General features: G+C 71.9%; 13 protein-coding genes. 9 read left to right on the top strand and 4 right to left on the bottom strand.

All coding sequences use genetic code 11. The features are described 5' to 3' along the window. Positions 1 to 227 precede the first annotated feature (227 nt). The 5 genes from ABFX46_RS22515 to ABFX46_RS22495 all read left to right on the top strand — a co-directional run bounded on the left by ABFX46_RS22515 (position 228) and on the right by ABFX46_RS22495 (position 9,683). Positions 228 to 2,249: a hypothetical protein gene (locus ABFX46_RS22515; protein WP_346045085.1), complete on the top strand. Its 2,022-nt coding sequence runs from the start codon at positions 228 to 230 to the stop codon at positions 2,247 to 2,249. Positions 2,250 to 2,334: 85 nt separating this feature from the next. Continuing rightward, complete coding sequence (locus ABFX46_RS22510; protein WP_346044884.1) at positions 2,335 to 2,853, top strand: hypothetical protein; 519 nt, start codon at positions 2,335 to 2,337, stop codon at positions 2,851 to 2,853. Positions 2,854 to 3,325: 472 nt separating this feature from the next. Further along, the gene (locus ABFX46_RS22505; RefSeq protein WP_346044882.1) at positions 3,326 to 3,766 is read left to right on the top strand and encodes a hypothetical protein; all 441 of its coding nucleotides are present in this window, start codon (positions 3,326 to 3,328) and stop codon (positions 3,764 to 3,766) included. A gap of 611 nt (positions 3,767 to 4,377) precedes the next feature. Beyond that, the gene (locus ABFX46_RS22500) at positions 4,378 to 7,335 is read left to right on the top strand and encodes an ATP-binding protein (RefSeq protein WP_428831291.1); all 2,958 of its coding nucleotides are present in this window, start codon (positions 4,378 to 4,380) and stop codon (positions 7,333 to 7,335) included. A gap of 71 nt (positions 7,336 to 7,406) precedes the next feature. Beyond that, on the top strand, positions 7,407 to 9,683 hold the full coding sequence (locus tag ABFX46_RS22495) for a vitamin K epoxide reductase family protein (RefSeq protein ID WP_346044878.1): 2,277 nt from the start codon (positions 7,407 to 7,409) through the stop codon (positions 9,681 to 9,683). Between the two features lie 33 nt (positions 9,684 to 9,716). On the opposite strand, the gene ABFX46_RS22490 is transcribed toward ABFX46_RS22495, so the two are convergent. Together ABFX46_RS22490 and ABFX46_RS22485 are read right to left on the bottom strand one after the other, a co-directional pair. Continuing rightward, positions 9,717 to 10,604 (bottom strand): hypothetical protein, encoded by an 888-nt coding sequence (locus ABFX46_RS22490; protein WP_346044876.1) that lies wholly within the window; start codon positions 10,602 to 10,604, stop codon positions 9,717 to 9,719. A gap of 165 nt (positions 10,605 to 10,769) precedes the next feature. Then, positions 10,770 to 12,467 carry a hypothetical protein gene (locus ABFX46_RS22485; protein WP_346044874.1) on the bottom strand — a complete coding sequence of 566 codons (1,698 nt, stop codon included), beginning with the start codon at positions 12,465 to 12,467 and terminating at the stop codon, positions 10,770 to 10,772. Positions 12,468 to 12,833: 366 nt separating this feature from the next. Here ABFX46_RS22485 and ABFX46_RS22480 point away from each other — a divergent pair, with 366 nt between their 5' ends. The 3 genes from ABFX46_RS22480 to ABFX46_RS22470 all read left to right on the top strand — a co-directional run bounded on the left by ABFX46_RS22480 (position 12,834) and on the right by ABFX46_RS22470 (position 16,319). Further along, the gene (locus ABFX46_RS22480) at positions 12,834 to 14,084 is read left to right on the top strand and encodes a Mur ligase family protein (protein WP_346044872.1); all 1,251 of its coding nucleotides are present in this window, start codon (positions 12,834 to 12,836) and stop codon (positions 14,082 to 14,084) included. Then, positions 14,074 to 14,784, top strand: coding sequence for a type 1 glutamine amidotransferase (locus ABFX46_RS22475; RefSeq protein WP_346044871.1), 711 nt, complete (start codon positions 14,074 to 14,076; stop codon positions 14,782 to 14,784). The genes ABFX46_RS22480 and ABFX46_RS22475 overlap by 11 nt, the downstream gene beginning before the upstream one ends. A 107-nt stretch (positions 14,785 to 14,891) precedes the next feature. After that, positions 14,892 to 16,319, top strand: coding sequence for a purple acid phosphatase family protein (locus tag ABFX46_RS22470; RefSeq protein ID WP_346045083.1), 1,428 nt, complete (start codon positions 14,892 to 14,894; stop codon positions 16,317 to 16,319). Positions 16,320 to 16,333: 14 nt separating this feature from the next. On the opposite strand, the gene ABFX46_RS22465 is transcribed toward ABFX46_RS22470, so the two are convergent. Beyond that, positions 16,334 to 17,149 carry an SAM-dependent methyltransferase gene (locus tag ABFX46_RS22465; protein ID WP_346044869.1) on the bottom strand — a complete coding sequence of 272 codons (816 nt, stop codon included), beginning with the start codon at positions 17,147 to 17,149 and terminating at the stop codon, positions 16,334 to 16,336. Between the two features lie 106 nt (positions 17,150 to 17,255). Here ABFX46_RS22465 and ABFX46_RS22460 point away from each other — a divergent pair, with 106 nt between their 5' ends. Then, a complete protein-coding gene (locus tag ABFX46_RS22460; protein ID WP_346044867.1) occupies positions 17,256 to 18,575 on the top strand; it encodes a cytochrome P450 in 1,320 nt (439 codons plus the stop codon). 136 nt (positions 18,576 to 18,711) lie between these two features. Here the strand turns inward: ABFX46_RS22460 and ABFX46_RS22455 are convergent, their stop codons facing one another. Next, entirely contained in the window at positions 18,712 to 19,695 is a 984-nt protein-coding gene (locus ABFX46_RS22455; protein ID WP_346044866.1) for a zinc-binding dehydrogenase, read from the bottom strand. Positions 19,696 to 19,729: the final 34 nt, after the last annotated feature.

The raw sequence follows: 19,729 nt of genomic DNA, 5'->3' as shown, positions 1-19,729 counted from the left end.
TGGCCGGGTGTGGTCATGGGGCGGCGGGGGCGGTGTCTGATCTTGTCGCAGGTGGGCGTGGTGTCCGAAATGTCGGGGGTGGGGGGACGTCGGGGGGACTGTTCCGTTGAACGGGGGGCGGGGAGGTGGGAAGCTCTTTACCCTGGGCTGTGTAGGCAACCGAACCGGCAACCCCGAGGCGTTCCATATACTCCCGCGACTCCCAGGGGTCTCTCGACGTGACGGACATGGCGGGCGGGTCCGCGATGGCGCGGCTCACACAGGCGGACCGCGTCCATGTGGGGTGGCGCTACGCGCAGGTCCACCCCGATCCGGGGCCGCCCCCTGCCCCGCCCGAGCAGCGTGAACGGGCGCCGCTGCCGACGCCGGCGCGGCAGCCCGCGGAGCACATGGCCGGCCGGCCGCTGCGGATCGTGGTCGGCGGCACGATCGCGTTCGCCGTCCTGTTCCTGGTGTGCGGGCTGCTGGGGGTCGTCCCGTGGGCGTTCGCCGGGGTCGCGCTGCTGGCGTGCCTGGTCATCCTCGGCTTCACCGGCGGCGGGCTGTGGCGGGACGAGCGGGGCGTCCGGGCCCGGCTCGCGCAGGAGCGGGACGAGGAGGAGCGGCAGCGCGCCGCGCGGCGGCGGGAGCGGGACGCAGCCGAGAAGGCGTACACCAAGGCGCGGGCCGAGTGGGAGCGCCGGCAGGCCGCCTACGAGGGCCAGCGCGAGTGGTATCCGGTCGCCGTCCCGCCGGGGGTCGACCGCGTGGACGTCGTCGGCGGGACGCTCGCCGGGTGGTCCGCGGCCGTGACGACCATGGGCGCGGCGCGGCTGGCGGTGGGCGCGCGGCTCACCATCATCGACCTGTCGGAGGGCGCGGTCGCGCACGACCTGCTGCGCCTCGCCTCAGACCGGGGCGACGACCCGCTCGTCTGGGTCCTGCCCGCCGACCTGCCCCGGCTGGACGTGACCCGCGGCCTGAACCCCGAGGCGCTCGCGGACGTCCTCTCCCTCGTCGTCAGCGCGGGCGAGGAGGAGGGCGGCACCCGTGACCTGTCGTTCGACAACTCCATCCTGGAGCGGATCATCGAGGTCCTCGGGCCGGACGCGACGATCCCGCGCATCACGGCGGCGCTGCGCGTCCTCGCCCAGGTCGGCGACCCGCGCGACGACCTCCGCAAGGGCCTGCTGACCGACGAGCAGCTCGAACGCATCGCCACGCTCTTCGGGCGCGACGCCACCGACCGGATCGTCGTCCGGCGGGCGTGGGCGCTGGAGGCGCAGCTCCGCAAGCTGGAGAAGCTCGCGACGGAGCCGGTGCGGCTGCCGCCGTCCAGGCTGCACGTGGTGTCGATGGACCGCCGCGCCGGCGTCCTGACCAACCGCATCCTCGGGACGTACGTCACGACCGCGCTGACCCACCGCGTCCGCGAGGCCCCACCCGGCGGCCGCTGGGACCACACCCTCTTCCTCTGCGGTGCCGAGAAGCTGCGCGGGGACGTCCTCGACCGGCTCATCGACGCCTGCGAAGCGACCGGCACCGGCCTGGTGCTGATGTACCGGTCGATTCCGGGGCATGTCCGGGAGCGACTCGGCCGCCGGGGCCACGCCGCCGTCGGGTTCATGCGGCTCGGCAACCCCGAGGACGCGCGGGTCGCCGCCGAGCACATCGGCGCCGGGCAGCCGCTCATCGTCGCCGAGATCACCGACGCGGCGGGGGAGACGCTGTTCGACGTCGCGGGGGAGACCTACGCCAGCACGGTCGCCTTCGCCCGCCCGCGCGGCGATGGCCTCACCGACCCCGTCTGGTCGCCGCTGCCCGCGCCGGCGGCCGACGACTCTGTCCTGGTGGAGGGCATCAGCTCCGCGACGGCCTGGGGCAGGACGGTCGCCGACCGTCGAACGAGCAAACAGCGCTTCCGCGAACTCCTGATAGAGCCGCCACAACTCCAGGAACTGCCCCCGACCGCGATGGTGTTCACCCATTCGGGCGCCACGGGCCGCCGTACTCTCCTGGTGGACGCCAACCCCGGCATCATCACGCTGCCGACCGCGCACTCCATGGAGTTCGAGGAGTACCTCCGCGAAGAGCAGGAGGCCCTCACCGAGCCGGACGACGACGCCGCCCACGACGAACCGGAGCCACCGGACGTCCCGGCCCCGCGCCGCCCGGCCCGCCACGCCCTCCCACGCGGCGCCTCCCGTCCGGTCCGAATCGTCTCCCCCCTGAAACCCAACGGAAAACACAAGGCCGACCCCCCGACATAGAAATCGGCGCGTCCGTTCATGTGGCGAAGTAGCGGGTAGCGGGCTGCGGTGAACTTGGCATGATGCGAGTCGAGAGAAGTAGTAGATGAGTGTGATCAGCCCTGATGCAGAGCAGGCGCTCGGGTCGGGCTTTCTGACACGTCTCCGCGCGGACGACGTATACCTTCCGATGCGCTCGGTCGTTGAGGAGGGATGGGTATCGGAAGGCGGCGCCATGCTGCTCGTCGCGTTCCGAGACTCCTACTTCGGTGATCGTTCCGCATTTTCGACGGTGGGTGAGTACGAAACCGCCGTCAATGGCCGGGGTATTCCAGAGGATGGCATTCCATCATCGGGGCGTGAGAAAGTCCGCCACCTGATGCGGCGAGGGGTTGCGTTCGCGTGGGCTGCGCTCCATGCGGCGAATGCGTCGAATCAGAGAGTCTCGCTGATGTCACGTATATCTGTGGAGCCGACGCTGTTCGATCCCGAGGTGGTCACTGGGTATGTGACCTTCTTTACCGCTGAGTTCGCGTCCGTGCTTGGCGTGCGGCCTCTTGGTGAGAAGGACGGGATCCAGATCCTCCTCGAAAGCGCGGACTGCTTGAAGCCACTGCCAGGCTAGCGGCAGTCGGATGGCACGCTTGGTGCACGCCGGTCCGGCAGAAGCTGGCGGCGGTGGCCTGCGACCTGCGGTGCACCAGCAGTTTCGTCCCGGGCATCGACCCGTCCTCGGCACCATCAGCAGCAAGGGTGACGAGAACCTGGTCCCGATCACTGTGAACCGCGGACGCTCCGGCTCTCGGCTGGACGACGGATGACCCGCCCGAACCCGCGACCGCGGCACCTCTCGTCCTCAGGACGACGAAGAGCGGCGTGCTCATCGCGACCGACACCCGTGAACCGCGGCCGAGCACGAGACCGCCCCGCAGCAACGCGTCCACAACCTCATCGTCGCCGACCTCCACACGTACTATGTGGTGGCGGGTGCCGCCACGCGACGGACGGCTGGGAAATGTTCAACCGCAGAGGGCAGCGGATTGGAACCTATGACTCGGATCTCAACTACGTCAGGGAATGATGGCTTCTCGATCGAGGTGATCGATGATCCGGTTCCGGAGGGTGCGACGTCGTCATCCTCCGCTGCTGTCGCCAGGATCAGAATCGGCGGCTTCACGGAGATGTTCCTGATGGATCTGAGCTTCTGGTCAGTGGATGAATACCGCCGAAGCTGGGAGAGTGCCCTAAGGGAAATCGAACGCTCCGAGAACGCGATCTCCTGTCTCATTGCTTCGATGACCGACCCGGCGGTCAGCAATTTCATCTCTTGCTGGCCAATGTATCGAGACGGGGATGCAATTTACGTCCAGAATTCTCTCATCATCCTGGATGGGCTCAATGAACCGTTCGACCCGCAAAAGCCGTGGCGGTACGTAGAGCCGCACAGTGAAGTCGATGAGGATGGGAATCGCATCTCCGAGTGGGTGACGAGCGCGGCCGAGGTGCGGCAGTTCCGCGAGTCCACCTGGGGCCGGTGAGGACACACAGCGCAAGTATTCGTCCCCGCCCCGCCCCGCCCCGCCCCGCGCCGCCCGGCCCGCCACGCACTCCCACGCGGCGCTTCACGCCCAGTCCGGATCGTCTCCCCTGAAACCCGACGGAAAGCCGAGAGGGGTATCTATTCACGGGCTGAGTCGTGATCCTGCTGTGGGTCGGCGATGTGACGCAGACCGGCATCGGCGAACGTTCTGCTTGAGTACGCCCGTGGGGTGCTCCCCCGATCGCGTCCACGGCGGTCGTGGTGGGCGGCGTCGTGAACGGGCGCGGGTGCCGGGCCGGCAGTCGAAAGTGCCGGCCCAGCCCCACGCGAAGACGGTCGCCGACCTGCAAGAGGGGCCGCCGCTGTCCCTCAGGCCGCCGCGCGGCGGGGGCGTTCTCCTGCGCCTCCCGTGCCTTCCTTGCCGCGCGGCTTGCTGGTGTCTGAGGCTCGGGGGCTGCTGTGTGGTCGATCCTTGTGACTCTTTCTGATGGTGCGTTGGCGTGGAGGGCGGGGGCGCGTCAGGATGCGGGGGTGACTTCGTCTGGGATGCCGCCGGTGCCGCCTTATCGAGGGGGGACGGGGGTTCCGCCGGGTGGGCCGCCGCCTGGGATGCGGGCCGTCCCTGAGCAGCAGCCGTTCGTGCTGCCGGGGCCCTGGTATCGGATTCAGGCTATTCCGGCGCCGCAGCGGGACGCTTCGGCGGAGTGGGACTTTGTGAGTGTGCTGCCTGCGGCTTTGTCGGCGGCACGGTTGCGGCGACCGTTCGTTGTGGGGTGGCTGTCGGCTGGGGCCGGGGCGCCGTTGGAGCTGATCACCAATGCGGGGCCCATCGGGACGCCGGTCGATGGTGTTGAGACGCATGGGCTGCTCTTCCCCAGTGGTGGGCGCGGGGTGCCGATCGGGGACGGGTGGCTGCGGCAGGCGGAGCGGATGGCCTGGACGCGGTGTCCCGGACGGCTCGCGCCGCAGGGCGCCGGGGGCGGGCCGGGGCTGTTCGAGGCCACGCTTGTCACCTTGATGGAGCGGCCGTTCGGATGGTTCGTCGTCGCCGACCCGTGCGATGAGCGGATGATCGACGACGAGGTTCGGGAGTTGCAGCACGAGCTGCGGATGCTGCGGCGGGGCGAGGACGAGCACGCGCGGCTCGCCGTCGCGCGGGCCGATCAGCGGCTTGCGGAACTGGACGCCTTCCGCGAGGCCGGGTTGTGGCAGGTGCGGGTGGTCGCGGGTGCGGCATCGCAGGAGGAGTTGGGCCAGATCGCGCCGGTGCTCGTGGGCTCGATGGAGCTCGGGCACCATCCGTATCGGCTCAGGTCGGGGCAGGGGAGCGGGTCGTTCAGCGAGATGCTCAGCCCGGGGACGGCGCCGGTGCCGGTTCGGCCGATGGCAGAGTCGGAGCAGCGGTTCCCGTTCATTGCGACGGCGGGGGCGCTGGCGGCGCTCGCCGGGTTGCCGCGCCGGGAGGTGCCGGGGCTGCGGGTGCTGGAGGCCGGGTATTTCGACGTCACGTCCGAGACCACGCCGCAGTTCGGGGAGCCGGAGATCGAGCTCGGCGCGATCCTGGACGGGCAGGATCGGGAGGTCGGACGGTTCACCGTTCCTCGGTCGACCATTAACCGGCATGTGTTCGTGACGGGCGCGACGGGGGCCGGTAAGTCGCAGACCGTCCGGCATTTGCTGGAGCAGTTGACGCGGGCGGGTATTCCGTGGCTGGCGATCGAGCCCGCCAAGTCGGAGTATGCGGCGATGGCCGGTCGCATTCAGGATCTGGGCGGGCCGGTGACGGTGGTCAATCCGTCCGATCCCGGCTCGGTGCCGTTGTCGGTGAATCCGCTGGCGCCGGAGCCCGGGTATCCGGTGCAGGCGCATATCGACATGGTGCGGGCGCTGTTCCAGGCGGCGTTCGATGCCGAGGAGCCGTTCCCGCAGATCATGGCGCAGGCGCTGCAGAGGGTCTACGAGAACAACGGGTGGGACGTGGTTACGGGTGGGGGTGTGCCGGGCTCTCTTATCGAGCCTGCCGTGCCTACGCTTGAGCAGTTGCAGAATGCGGCGCTTCAGGTGATCCAGGACGTCGGGTACGGGCGTGAGCTGATGGCCGACGTGCAGGGGTTCGTTGACGTTCGGTTGCGGTCGTTGCGCATCGGGTCGGCGGGGCGGTTCTTCGAGGGCGGTCACCCCGCTGATATCGGCGGAATGCTTCGCGACAACATCGTGCTTGCGATTGAGGACGTCGCGAATGACGAGGACAAGGCGTTCCTCATGGGGACGCTCATCATCCGCATCGTCGAGCACCTGCGCATGCGGGAACGGAACCGGGATCGGGCGACCGGGTCGGTGCTGCGGCATGTCATCGTCATCGAGGAGGCGCACCGGCTGCTCCGCAATCGCGGGCCCGAGCGCGGCAGTTCGCACGCCGTTGAACTCTTCGCGGGGATGCTCGCCGAGATCCGCGCTTATGGGGAAGGCATCGTCGTCGCCGAGCAGATTCCGACCAAACTCGTCCCGGACGTCATCAAGAACACCGCGCTGAAGGTCGTCCACCGGCTGCCCGCCTACGACGACCGGCACCAGGTCGGCGCGGCCATGAACCTGGACGGCGACCAGTCCCGCGAGGTGGTGTCGCTGCGTCCCGGCGTCGCAGCGGTGTTCGCGGACGGCATGGACCGCCCGCTGCGGGTCCGCGTCCCGCTCGGCGAAGGGCGCGAGGAGGAACTGCCCGGCCCGCCGCCCCCGGTCGACGGGCGCCGCTCCGCCGCCTGCGGCTGCGAATGCCGGTCGGGACGCGCCTGCACGCTGTTCGAGTTGCGCGAGGCCGACCTCATCGCCGGCGGCCCCGACTGGGCGTGGCTGCGGTTGTGGGCCGACACGCTCGTCCTGGCGCATGTCGTGAACCGGCCGCTGCCCGCCGTTCCGGCCGAGCTGGGACGCGCCTGGTCTCGGCTGACGCCGAGGCTTCGCGAATGCGCGCTCGCGACCGTCCTCGAACGGGCCGTGTCCCGGCGGTCGCGAGCGCTGCGCGTCGCGTATCCGCCCGCCGAGTTGACCGCCGCCGTAGCCGAGGTCGCCGGGCGCCTCCTCAGCGGTGCCGCGGCCGGTACCGCGCCCGGTCCGCAGTGGATGATCCCGCAGGTCAAGTGGCTGCACGAGCTCGACCGGCTGTTCCCCTACGGCACCGGCGTCCCCGACAAGCACACCCTCGCGCCGCCGCTCGACTACCCGCTGCCCGGCCTCAAGCAGCCGCCGGACGCCAAGCTCGGCCACCGCCTGCGCGCCCTGCGCCGCCACCCGCTGTCGATGGAACTGGCCCGCAACCGGCCCCTCGCCCTCACCGCCCTCTACGGCGACGACGACCAGGCCGGCTTCTACCAGGACCTCACCGTCGTCGCGCTCGGCTTCGAGGAGGACGAGCAGATCGACCACGTCGCCGAGACGATGCGCGTCACCGAATGGCTCGAACCCGTCCTCAGCTGGTTCGAACGCTTCGTGGACCCCTTCGAGGACCCGTCCAAGGGGCTGCCCTTCCTCGGCCAGCCCCGCGAACCGGGCGGTCCTGACGGTCCGTAGCGGCGGCGCGATTTGGCCACAGTTCCGGAGCCGATGGCGCGTCCTTGTCCCGCCCGTATATTTTCCTTCCCATGACCGTGGACGCGGCGGACTCGGGCGGCCCGCTGTTCGAGCACGGTCGGCGCTCCCCGGACGACGCGACCAACGAGCCGCTCCAGAACACCACCCGCTACCTGTGCGCGGCCGTCTATCTGGACCGCCGGATCTGCGCCCAGGTCATTTCCGAGTTCCTGGACGATGCGCACCGCGCCGTTGTCCCGTCCTTCGGATTCGATGTGGGGCCGGTGATCCTGCACGCGTTGCAGGCACGGCGCTACCGGCTACTGCGCGATGCTGTGCTCGCTGCGATATGGCTGGTCGCGCTTGCACTGCTGGGAGCTGTCGTCTTCGCCTACTTTCTTGTGTGGCTGGCCGTCGCGATTTGCTATGCGACTCCATGGCGGCGGATCTCGCCGGTGTGGCGGCCCCTCGCCCGCTGGGGTGCGATCGGCTCCGCCGTGGTGCTGTTCCTTGTCGGCCTGGAGTTTCTCCTGGCCTGGCTGTCGAGCGGCCTGGACGATTTCGGCAAGTTCCAGAGTGAGAACCTCTCAGAACGCCTCAAAACAGGACTGGCGCTCGGCAGCCTGATGCTTCTCACCTTCGGGATTGCCGGAACGGCCATTCTCCACATCCGCATCGTCAACAGGGTCCTCGTGCGCGACCTCGCGCCCGCCGCGATCGGGCGGTTGCCGGTCACGCGGAGCCCGCGAGTGCGGTTCATACTCGATCGCGTCCGCTCGGCGCAGCGCGGCAACGTGACCCTGTACGCCGGGACGAACCCCTTCATCGGCGCCGGCGGCCTCGACTCGCCCTGGGCGCGGACGTGGTCGATCGTGCTCGAACTCGACCGCCCGGCACCCGGCCCCCTCGGCACCGACCCCTCCCGACCCGGCGCCGACATCGAGCCCCCTGATGCCGAGGCCGATGCCGCGCGGGCTGCCGACGACCGGCCGCAGCGCGTCGATCCGCTGGTCATGCACCTCCGGGTGCGGGAGCGGCTGCACGGGATGCGGGACGCGGACCGGCCGGACCCCTCCCAGCCGCCCCGCCAAGGCGACCGGATCGCGCGCATGCTCACCGCCATGCACGTCGTCGCGCGCGGCGAGAGCAGCCTGCGGCCCCATCCGCCCGGCATGCGCGGCTCCGGCCCGGTCTACGGCCATCCGCTGATCGATACGGTGCCCGGAGTGCCGTTCTCGGTGGCCTCACCGGACGCCGTCGAGGCGCTCGTCCGGCACCCGGAGACGGGCATCCGCTGCTACCAGCGCATCACCGTCGGCGCCCAGGGGCAGGCGGCCATCGGCCGGGACGGACGGGTCGTCGCCCCCGCCGAAGACCAGGACGTCTCCGTATCGGCCTTCGTGTACCTCGCGGTCGAGGGCCGCATGCTCTACGGGCACCTCGCCACGACCGTGCTGCCGCCCGTCCGGCGCGAGTTCAGGATCGTGGACCGGCCGTCCGAGCGGAGCGGCGGCCTTCGACGGTTCCGGCCCATCGGGGGTGAACCGCGCACCGTCCTCAACGGTGTGCTGATGCCCTGGGCGCGGATCGCCGCGGCCTGCTGGACGATGGCGCGCAACGAGGTCGTCGCGGCGTTCGCCGGTGAGCCGGAGGACCGGCCGGCCCACGACTTCGGTGCGCGGATCAGCGTCCGGGAGCTGTGCGCGGCCGACGGCTTCGACACCTACATCCAGCAGATGGACGTCGACAAGCACACGCGGCTGATCGAGCGGCGCGTCAACGAGGCGCTGCTCGACTACCTGGGCGGCGAGTGCGGCCTGGACGTGTCGGCGTACCGGGCGCAGGCCGGAGTGATCCTGAACGAGGGCGTCATCATGACCGGCGGCACCGTCAACGGGCAGGTGGCGGCGGGCCGCGAGGCCGCCCAGTGGCAGGGCGGGCCCGGCGCGCCCGGCCGTCCCGAAAGCATCGGTTCCGACCCATTCGGAGGACGCATGAGCGAGCACGGCGACCGGACCCTCAACATCAGCGGCAACGTCTACGGGCAGGTCGCGTCGGGCGACCATGTGACGCAGAACCAGCAGATCAACGCCGCCGGGTCCGGACAGGACGTCGTGGACGCCCTCGCCCGCGTGGAGCGGCTGCTGGAGGCGCACGCCGGCGACCTCGCCGAACCCGGACGGGCGCGCCGCGACCTCGCCGACGTCCAGGAGGAGGCCGCGTCCGACGAACCCGACCCCGAGCGCATGGAGGGCGCGCTCGGACGGCTCGGCCGCCGCGTCGCGGGCGTGGCGGTGCTGGCCGAGGCCGTCCACGCCCTCGGCACCGCCATCGGCGTGGGCGGCTGACGCACCCGGGCCGTTGTACGGGCCGGGCCTCGGTCAGATGTCGCTCTCGGTGCGGGACGGGAGACCGGCCTTCTCGGCGATCGGGGTCCAGTAGCCGATGAACTCGCTCTTGGCGTTGCTGGCGCGCGAGTTGACGTCCGAGACCTCGTCGTCGGACGGGCAGCCCGGCGCGACGTCGAGGTAGCGCTGGTTCGACTCGGTCGACGCCTCCAGCGCGCGGACGAGCGCGTCCTTCATCTGGGTGCCGTTGTCGAGGGCGCCCACGTCCAGTGCCCGCGCCTTCTCCAACTGCCCGCTCCGCTCGTCGAGGATGCGCTGCAGGCCGCTCGACGTGCAGCCCTCCTCGACGACCGTGCCGAGGTCGGAGCGGGTCCTGCCCATGTCGTCCAGCAGGTCGTTCACCGCCCCGGCCTGCGCGTCGGCGTCACCGGTGCCCTCGGTCGCCCCGGTCTCGCCCGTCTCGGACACGGTGCCCTGGCTCGACGGCGCGGACGGCCGCACCGCCGCGGGCGGGTTCTCGGGGCCGCTCGACCCGCTCGGCCAGAACACGATCCCGAGCGCCACCCCGATGAGGAGGACGACGCCCGCCGCACCCAGGAAGTACGGGAGCCGGCTCTTGCCCGGCGGCTTCGGCGGCTGCCAGATCGCCGGCTCCGCCCACGGCTCGGGGGACAGCGGGATCGACCGCTCCTCCGACGGCGGCATGGGCGTCGTGTAGTCGGGCGGCGACTGCCACGGGGTGGGGCTCTGCCCGGCCCACGGCGGCGGCAGCGGCTCGCGCGGGACGGGGATCTCCCCGAACGGATCGCGGCCCGGAGACGCCGAGCCGCGTGCCGTCGGGTCATGCGCCGCAGGGTCGTGGGCGGTCGCGTCGTGGGCGGTCGCGTCGCCCTCCGGCGGGAGGGGCGCGTTGCACCGCAAGCATGTGGGCGACGACGCCATGGTGTCGGTCCCGCAGTTCGGACACCGCATGACGGCCCCCCTGCCCCCGTGGATTCGAACGGTCACAACATAACGCGCGACCACCGGGTCAGGACGGTCCGTCCACGGTCGAAACCCGGCCGTAACCGGCCTTCCGCCCCGCGGCTACACCCGCTTCCAACTGCGCTGCGGCTGCCCGGTCTTCTTCGCGACGGGGTTCCACAGGACGACGAACTGCTTCTTCGCCGACGTCGCCCGCCGCTCCTGGGCCGCACGTCCGGGCACCTGCGCCGCGCTCGGCTTCGGCTTGCCGCGGCAGCCGCGCTGGTTGGCCTGCGCCCACCGCAGCAGGACCATGTCGACTTCCAGCGACGCCGTCAGCGCCTCCGACAGCGAGCCGCGCAGCCGCTCCCCGTTGCCGAGCTTGTCGACCTTGAGGGCCTTGGTGCGGGCCAACTGGTTCTGCCGGTGCTGCGCGACCTTCTGGAAGCCCTGGATCGCCTGCGGCAGCGTCTTGCACTTGCCGGCCCGGCCGAGCGCCCCGGCGAGGATCCGGCGGGTGGCGACGCTGTCGTCCAGGATCTTGTTGAGCACCTGGGCCTGCTGCTTGGTCTCCGGCGGGATCGTGTTCTTCTGCGCGACCTGCTTGCTGGACGGCGTCGACGTCGGGTTCGTGCTCGCCGACGAGTCGTCACCGGACGGCCACACGACGAACGCCACGGACCCGACCGCGACCGTGACGAGCGCGGCGACGGCGGCGATGAGCGGCTTGCTCGCGCCGCCGCTCTTCCCGCCGGGCGGCTGCTGCTGCGGCGGGAAGCCGCCGTACATCGAGTCGCCCTGCCCCATCATCGGGCCCATGTTCCCCATGCCGGGCTGACCCATCGGCTGGCCCATCGGCCCGCCCATCGGCGGGGCGCCCATGGGGGCGCCCATCGGGGAACCGGGGTCCATGCGGGTCTGGTCGAAGTTCCCGCCGAACCCCTGCATGCCCTGGTTCATCGGGCCCGGGTTCATCCCGCCCTGGTTCATCGCGCCGGGGTTCATCGGGCCGGGCGCGTACTGCGTCGCCTCCGCGTCCGGCATGCCGGACGGAAGCGCCGGCGGCATCCCCGGCTGCATCCCGGGCTGCATGGCCGGCGCGGCCGGCGACGGCGGCGCCGTCCCGCCGCCCTGCTGCCCCCACACCTGGGTGGCGTCCGCGTCCGGGCCCTCGGGCCTGCGCGGCTGCGCGAACCAGGAGTCCGGGACGATCGACTCGGCCGGCTCGACGTGCTCGGCGAGGCCGAACGGGTTCGACGGGGTGCCGCCGGCCGCGGGCAGCGCGGGCTTCTCGCTCGACGGCAGCGCCGGCTGCCCGCCGCCCCAGGAGGACCCCTGCGAGACGGTGCCGTAGGCGCCGGAGTCCTCGTCGGGGTTGAACGTCCAGGCCGCGGTGTCCTCGGGGTCGACGGACGGCATCGGCGACGCGGGCGTCGGCGCCGGCGGCTCGGACGGCTCCACCGACAGCCGCAGCGGCGGCTGCTGGGAGGGAGGCCGCTGCGCCGGCGGTTCCGGCGAGGTGGACTGCGGCCCCGGCGTCTGCGCCGCCGGCATCTGCGGCGGCATCGCGAGGTCGGGCATCGCGGGCGGCTGCGCACTCGGGGCGGGGGCCCAGGACGGCGTGGGCGGCGGCACCATCATCGTCCGGTCGCCGAGGGCGTCGGCGCCGCCGGCCGGGGTGCCGGTGACCGGGGTGGCGTCCGCGACCGGTGCGGCCAGCGGGACGGCGGGACCGACCGAGTACACGTCGATCGGCGCCGCGCAGTGCGAACACTTGCCGAGCGTCCCGGGCGTGTCGTTGCCGCACGTAGGACACTGCATCGCTCAGACCTCGCCTTGTTCGCCGCTTCGTCGCGCCCGCGGTCCTGGTCCGCCGGCCGGGACGGGGACCGCCGCCCCGCGATCAGCGGGGCCTCCGACAAAAGTAGTGGGTGTCGCCGTTCTCGGATGCGTGGACGGAAATCTGGCACACCGTAGTCGGAGGTCGCACCGAATCACGACATGTCGGTACAGGTCAAGATTGCTCACGATGGTTTACCCCGCCCCCGTGTGATGATGCTCACATCCTGCCCTGCCGGGCCGGGGGACGTCCCGGAACCCGCCGGTACGCCCCGCAACGGCCCGGAGGCCCCCGCCCAGCGGCTAGGCTCGGAGCGTTTCCCGGCGCATCCAGAGAAGACGGAGAGCATGAGCGATCTTCCGCTGCGTTCGCAGCTGGCCGTCGCGCTCGGTCGCACGGCCGCCAAGATGTCCCGAATGGCGGGCCGCGGGGACGGCTCGGTGATCGGCGGGCGCGTCGGCCTCCGCCTCGACCCCGAGCTGCTGACCAGGCTCGCGAAGGACCGCAAGCTCGTCCTCGTCAGCGCGACCAACGGCAAGACGACGACGACCCGGCTCATCACCTCGGCGATGACGCCGCTCGGCGAGGTCGCGACGAACGCGTTCGGCGCGAACATGCCGACCGGGCACGTGTCCGCGCTCGCGTCGGCGCCGTCCGCCCGCTACGGCGTGCTGGAGTGCGACGAGAAGTACGTCCCGATGGTCCTGAAGGAGACCGGGGCGAACATCGTCGCGCTGATGAACCTCAGCCGCGACCAGATGGACCGCGCCGCCGAGATCTGGCTGCTGGCCGGCAAGTGGCGCCGCGCGCTGGAGGCGTCCCCGACCAGCCACGTCATCGCCAACTGCGACGACCCGCTCGTCACCTGGGGCGCCGCGAGCGCCAAGAGCGTCACCTGGGTCGCGGCCGGCCAGCACTGGCGCGAGGACTCCTGGTGCTGCCCCGAGTGCGGCGGCCCCCTCGACCGGCAGGACACCGACGAGGACAGCGACTGGGCCTGCCGCCAGTGCCACTTCCGCCGCCCCCGCCCCGACTGGACGCTGAAGGGCGACACGGTCACCGCGCCGGACGGCCGCTCCTACCCGCTCACCGGGCTGTCGCTGCCGGGCCGCGCGAACCGCTCGAACGCGCTGATCGCGCTCGCGGTCGTCGCCCAGTTCGGCGTCCCGCCCGAGCAGGCGCTGCCGCTGCTGTCGCAGGTCACCTCCGTCGCCGGCCGCTACACGACGGTCGAGCACGAGGGCCGCTCGATCCGGCTGCTGCTGTCGAAGAACCCGGCCGGCTGGCTGGAGGCGTTCGACGTCCTGCAGCCCGCGCCCGGCCCGGTCGCCCTGTCGATCAACGCGCAGGGCCCGGACGGCCGCGACACGTCCTGGCTGTGGGACGTCGACTACCGCATCCTGCGGGGCCGTCCCGTGTGGGTCACCGGCGAGCGCCGCATCGACCTCGCCGCCCGGCTGGAGGCCGCCGACGTGTCGTTCACCGTCGTGGACGACATCGACCAGGCGGTCATGGCCGTCCCGCCGGGGCACCTCGACGTGATCGCCAACTACACCGCCTTCCAGAACATCCGAACGAGGTACGGCCGTGTCGTCTGACCGAATCAAGATCGTCTGGATCTACCCGGACCTGCTCAGCACCTACGGCGACCAGGGCAACACCATCGTCCTGGAGCGGCGCGCGGCGCTGCGCGGCATCCCGACCGAGACCGTGAACCTGCGGTCGGACGAGCCCGTCCCCGCCGACGGCGACATCTACCTGCTCGGCGGCGGCGAGGACCGGCCGCAGATCCTCGCGGCGCAGCGGCTGCGCGGCGACGGCGGCCTCGCCCGCGCCGTCCAGTCCGGGGCCGTGGTCTTCGCGGTGTGCGCCGGCTACCAGCTGCTCGGCCACGAGTTCGGCGGCGAGGAGGGGCAGCCCGTCGCGGGGCTGGGCCTGCTCGACATCCGGTCCGGACGCGGCGAGCAGCGCGCGGTCGGCGAGATCGTCGGCGACGTGGCGGGCGAGCTGAACGTGCCCCGCATCACCGGCTTCGAGAACCACCAGGGCCGCACGCAGCTCGGCCCGAACGCGCGCCCGTTCGCGAAGGTCGTGCACGGCATCGGCAACGGCGACGGCTTCGAGGGCGCCTACAGCGGGCGCGTCCTCGGCACCTACATGCACGGGCCCGCCCTGGTGCGCAACCCCGGCCTCGCCGACCTGCTGCTCACCTGGGCGGTCGGCGCCGAACTCCAGCCGCTGGACGACTCCTGGGCCGGCCGCCTCCGCGAGGAGCGCCTGCGCGCCGTCGCCGGCTGACCTCGGCCCGCCGCCGGAGCCCAGCGGTGCCGGCGGCGGTCTTCTCCGGGCATAGCCGGCTTCTTTGGGCCTGTTCGGACGATCTCCCCGGTGGCACCGTGGCGATCATGATCTGCTGCCGTCCGAGCCGCCGGGCCCTGCTCCGCTGGAGCGCGATCGTCGCGGGCGCGTCCCTGCTGCCCACCGCCGAGGCCGCGTCCGCGCTGGCGGCGGGCGGCGTCCAGCCGGTGAACCTGGAACTGGTCACCGTCACCGAGACCTCGGCGGTCCTCACCTGGTACACGGGCGTGCCGGGGACGGACGACGGGCTGGGCCGGATGGTCCCGGCGCCGTCCGACGCCGAGGTGCTCTACGGGACGCACCCGTCCCGCCTGACGTCGGTGGCCCACGGCCCCTCGGACACGCCGTACCACTACGTCGAGCTGACCGACCTGGAACCGGGCCGCACCTACTACTACCGGGCGCGCTCAGCCGGACGGTCCGCGTCGCCGACCTGGCTGGCCTTCGGTTCGGCGGCGGGCCGACCGGAAGGCGACGTGTTCGCGTTCACGACCCCGCAACCGCCGCCGGGCCGCCACCTCTTCTCGGTCGCCCTGTGCAACGACCTCCACCTCGGCGAGACGGTCGCGGGCCTGGTCGGGCAGCTCCCGTGGATCAAGGGCATCGAGCAGGCGCCGGGCCACCCGCCCTACCCCGAGGTCATGGCGAAGGCCCTGATGGCGGACGCCCGCAGCCGGGGCGCGTCCTACCTCCTCGCCGCCGGGGACGTCTCCAGCGAGGCGGCCCCCGCCGACCTGGGGAACGCGAAGGGCATCCTCGACACGTTCGGCACGCTGGGCACCGACTATCTCGTGGCGCGCGGCAACCATGACCGGGCCCATGCGGGAACGGCCTACGCGTCCTGCACCCCCGGAGCGTGGCAGGGGAACGACTGCTTCAAGGACGCCTTCTTCCCGTCCGGCCGGACGTACTTCTCGCACGACCTGCAGGGCCTGCGCGTCATCGGCCTCGACACCTACGACAAGCCGGGCGACGGCGGCGACTCCGGCGGCCTTTCCGCCGACCAGCAGGCATGGTTCGAATCCGAGCTGGCGAAGGACCCGGACCGTCCCACCATCGTCTTCGGCCACCACCCGCTCTTCACCGAGAACGACCCTCTCGCCATAACCGGAACCCACTCCCTGGACGCGGGCCAATCCCTGCGGATTCTCACCGCCTACAACCGCACCCCCGGCGTCTTCCTCCACCACGCCGGGCATACGCACCGCAACCAGCGCTCGACGTTCCCGCTCGCGCCCCGCGTCGTCCAGCAGGAAGTGGGCGCGGTCAAGGAATACCCGGGCGGTTTCACGCTCCTGCGCGTCCACACCGGCGGCTACGCGCTCAACTTCTACAAGACCCGCAGCGCCGAAGCCCGCGCCTGGAGCGAACGCAGCCGCCAGGAACTCGCCGGCCAATGGCCGCAGCTCTCCCTCGGAAACCGTCCCGCCGACCGCAACACCGTCATGGCCCGCGACCTCTCCGGCCTGGGCTGACGCGGTATCCGGGGCTAGCCGGGCCTGCGGGCCACGCCGGCGTAGCACCACTGGCGGTCGGCGCGGGCCGGGAGGGACGAGCCGGGGTCGGGCCGCCACATCGACAGGGTGGTGAGGCCCGGCTCCACGAGGTCGAAGCCGTCGAACAGGCGGGTGATCTGTTCGCGGCTGCGCAGGGTGATCTGGTAGGTGGCCCTCTTGTACACGGCGCCGGCGTCCCGGACGCGGCTGTCGGCGTCGAAGTCGGCGGTCACGTGCGACACGGCGAGGTAGCTGCCCGGTGCCATGGCGGAGCGGAGCCGCGCCACGATGCCGGGCGGGTCGTCCCTGTCGCCGATGAAATGCAGGACGGCGAGCATCAGCACGGCGACCGGCCGGTCGAAGTCGATGAGCTTGTTCAGCTCCGGGTCGTCCAGGATGTCATCGGTGCGCCGGGCGTCGCCCTGGATGACGGTCACCTCGGGCGTGCCGCCCAGCAGCGCCCGGCCGTGGGCCAGCACGACCGGCTCGATGTCCACGTACACGACGTGGGCGGACGGGTCGATCTCGTGCGCGATCTCGTGCACGTTGCCCTGGGTGGGCAGGCCGGAGCCGATGTCGATGAACTGCCGGATCCCCGACTCGGCCAGGAAGCGCACCGCACGACGCAGGAAGGCCCGGTTCTCGCGCGCCAGGAACGGCGTGTCGGGCGCGTGCCGGACGACCTCCTCCACGGCCTCCCGGTCGGCGGCGTAGTTGTCCTTGCCGCCGAGCAGGTAGTCGTACATCCGAGGGACGTTCGGCGTCGTCGGATCGACGGTGTCCAGTGTCTTCTCCCGGCCGGTCGTCATGGGCGCTTTTCTGCCCGGTCTTATCGCGAAGTATGCGAGAACATGTAAGCATTGTGATCAACTCCGGAACAACCGAATCGACGATCCTGACGGCGGGAGAGCGCAAATGCGAGGCGACGTCGGCACCCCATCGCAGATCCCCGGGCCGGCCACCGAAAATGACGGCGCGGCGGCCATCGCCGCGGCCGGCGGGCTGCACGACTACCAGCTGAAACTGCACGCCGAGTACGGACCGGTGGTGCGATTCCCGCTGCCCGGCGCGGATGTCGCGGTCTCGGTCGCCGACCCCGTCCTGCTGGAGGCCACCGCGAAGATCGACAAGCGTCCGGAGAAGCTGTTCGAGTTCCTGGCGCCGCTGCAGGAGGCGGGCAACCTGCAGACGATCCCGGCCGACGAGCACGGCCCGTGGCGCCGCGCCATGCTGTCGGTCCTCGCCGGACGCCCCTCGCACGAGGCGCACTTCGCGCAGTTCACCGCGCTGGCGGCCGAGCTCGCCGACCGCTGGGCGGCGTCCGCCGGCCCGGTCGTCCTCCAGCGGGACCTGAGCGAGCTGTCGCTGCGCATGATCTGCCACTACGCGCTCGGCAGCGGCCTGGACGAGGAGGGGGCCGCGGGACGGGTGGTGTCGGCGTTCGAGACCGTCCTCACCGAGTACATGGGCCGGGCCGAGGGGCCGGGCGCCGAGGCGAAGGAGGCCCTCGCCCACCTGCGCGCGACCGTCGACCGGGTCCTGGCCGCACACGGCGAGCGCGCGGGCGGCCGGACCGATGACCGGGCCGATCTGATCGCCGCCCTGGCGGCCTCGGGCGAGTCCCCGGCGCGGATCCGCGACACGGTGCTGATGACGATGCTCGCCGCCCACCACACCACCGGCGTCGCCATCTCCTGGACGCTCTACCTGCTGGCCGAGCACCCCGACGCGGCCGCGCGCGTCGCCGAGGAGGTCGACCGGGTCCTCGGCGACCGGGCCGCCCCCGAGTACGGCGACCTGAAGCACCTGGTCCGCCTGGACCGGGCCCTCAAGGAGGCGATGCGCCTCTACCCGCCGGGCCCGTACGGCGCCCGCGAGGCCACCGAGGACCTCGTCCTCGGCGAGTACGAGGTCCCCGCCGGGACGACGATCTTCTACCCGTTCTGGGCCGTCCACATGAACCCCGAGTACTGGCCCGACCCGCACGTCTTCGACCCCGACCGGTTCACCCCGGAGGCGTCGGCGGGACGTCCGAGGCTCGCCTACATCCCGTTCGGGCTCGGCCCGCGCAGCTGTGAGGGCTCGGCGCTGGCGATGGTCGAGGCGGAACTCGTCCTGGCCGTCCTGCTGAAGCGGTTCCGGTTCGACCTCGTCCCCGGGCAGACCGTCAAGCCCATCGAACGCTTCGTCCTCTGGGCCGCCGACGACATCAAGATGACCCTTACCGAGCGATAATCGGCGGAACTTGAATCATCAACCGGTAAGCCGCGGCGGAGCCGCGAGGAATTGAACGGTCAACAATTCACGTCGAATTGAGGACCGCCTCTCCGCGCCACCGCAAATGACCGAATCCGCGAGCTCCGCGGTGCGGCTAGCCCGCTGCCGGTGCGGCGCCGACCAGCAGCAGCGACTTGCCCACCGTGGCGCGCGCGGCCAGCGACCGGTGGGCGTCGGCGGCGCGTTCCAGCGGGTAGGCGGCGCCGATCACCGGGCGCAGCCGTCCCTCGGCGGCCTTCTCCAGCGCCAGGCCGAGCAGCTCGCGCACGGTCCCCTCGTCCGGCGGGCCCTCCGTCAGCGGGGCGAACACCCGGATGGAGCGGCGCGCGGCCACCTCCGGGTCGGGGGCGGCGAACCCCTCGGCGGTGCCGTAAGTGACGAACCGCCCGCCGTCGGCCGCGGCGTCGAAGGCGGCCGTCCCGAGCGCGCCGCCCGCGCCGTCGTAGACCAGCGCGGCGCCCCCGCCGGTCGCCTCGCGCACCCGCTGGATCCAGCCGGGCCGCGTGTAGTCGACGGTGGCCTCCGCGCCGAGCTCGCGGGCCAGGGCGAGTTTGCCGCCGCTGGACGCGGCCGCCACCACCCGGGCTCCGGCGTCCACCGCCAACTGCACCAGCAGCGACCCCGCCCCACCCGCCGCCGCGGTGACGAGCACCCACTCGTCCTTCTGCGGTCTGCCGAGCCGGTCGAAGGCGAGCGCGGTCACGCCGTCGTGCACCAGCGCGGCCGCGACCTCGGTGGCCAGGCCGTCCGGCACCGGCATGATCTCGCCTTCCCCGGCGACGACCCGCTCGGCGTAGCCGGTGCCGGTCCGGACGGTCACGCGCCGCCCGGTCCATGACGGGTCCACGCCTTCCCCGACCTCGACCACCTCGCCGGCGCCCCCGCCGCCCGGCACGTACGGCGGCGTCCGAGGGAAGAAGTCCTGGCCCCAGCCGCTGCGCAGCAGGGTGTCGAGGAAGATGACGTCCGCGACGGCCATGCCCACGACCACCTGGCCGGGGCCGGGCACCGGGTCGGGCACCTCCGCGGGGGACAGCACTTCCGGACCGCCGAACGAGGCCACCTGGATCGCACGCATGAACAGCACCCTTCTCACGAGTCATGTCCTGACC

The organism is Actinomadura chokoriensis (genome assembly GCF_039529475.1).
GTDB classification, from domain to species: Bacteria; Actinomycetota; Actinomycetes; order Streptosporangiales; family Streptosporangiaceae; genus Spirillospora; species Spirillospora bangladeshensis.
The sequence above is the reverse complement of the archived record's forward strand: the minus strand, read 5'-3'. Positions and strand labels throughout refer to the sequence as shown.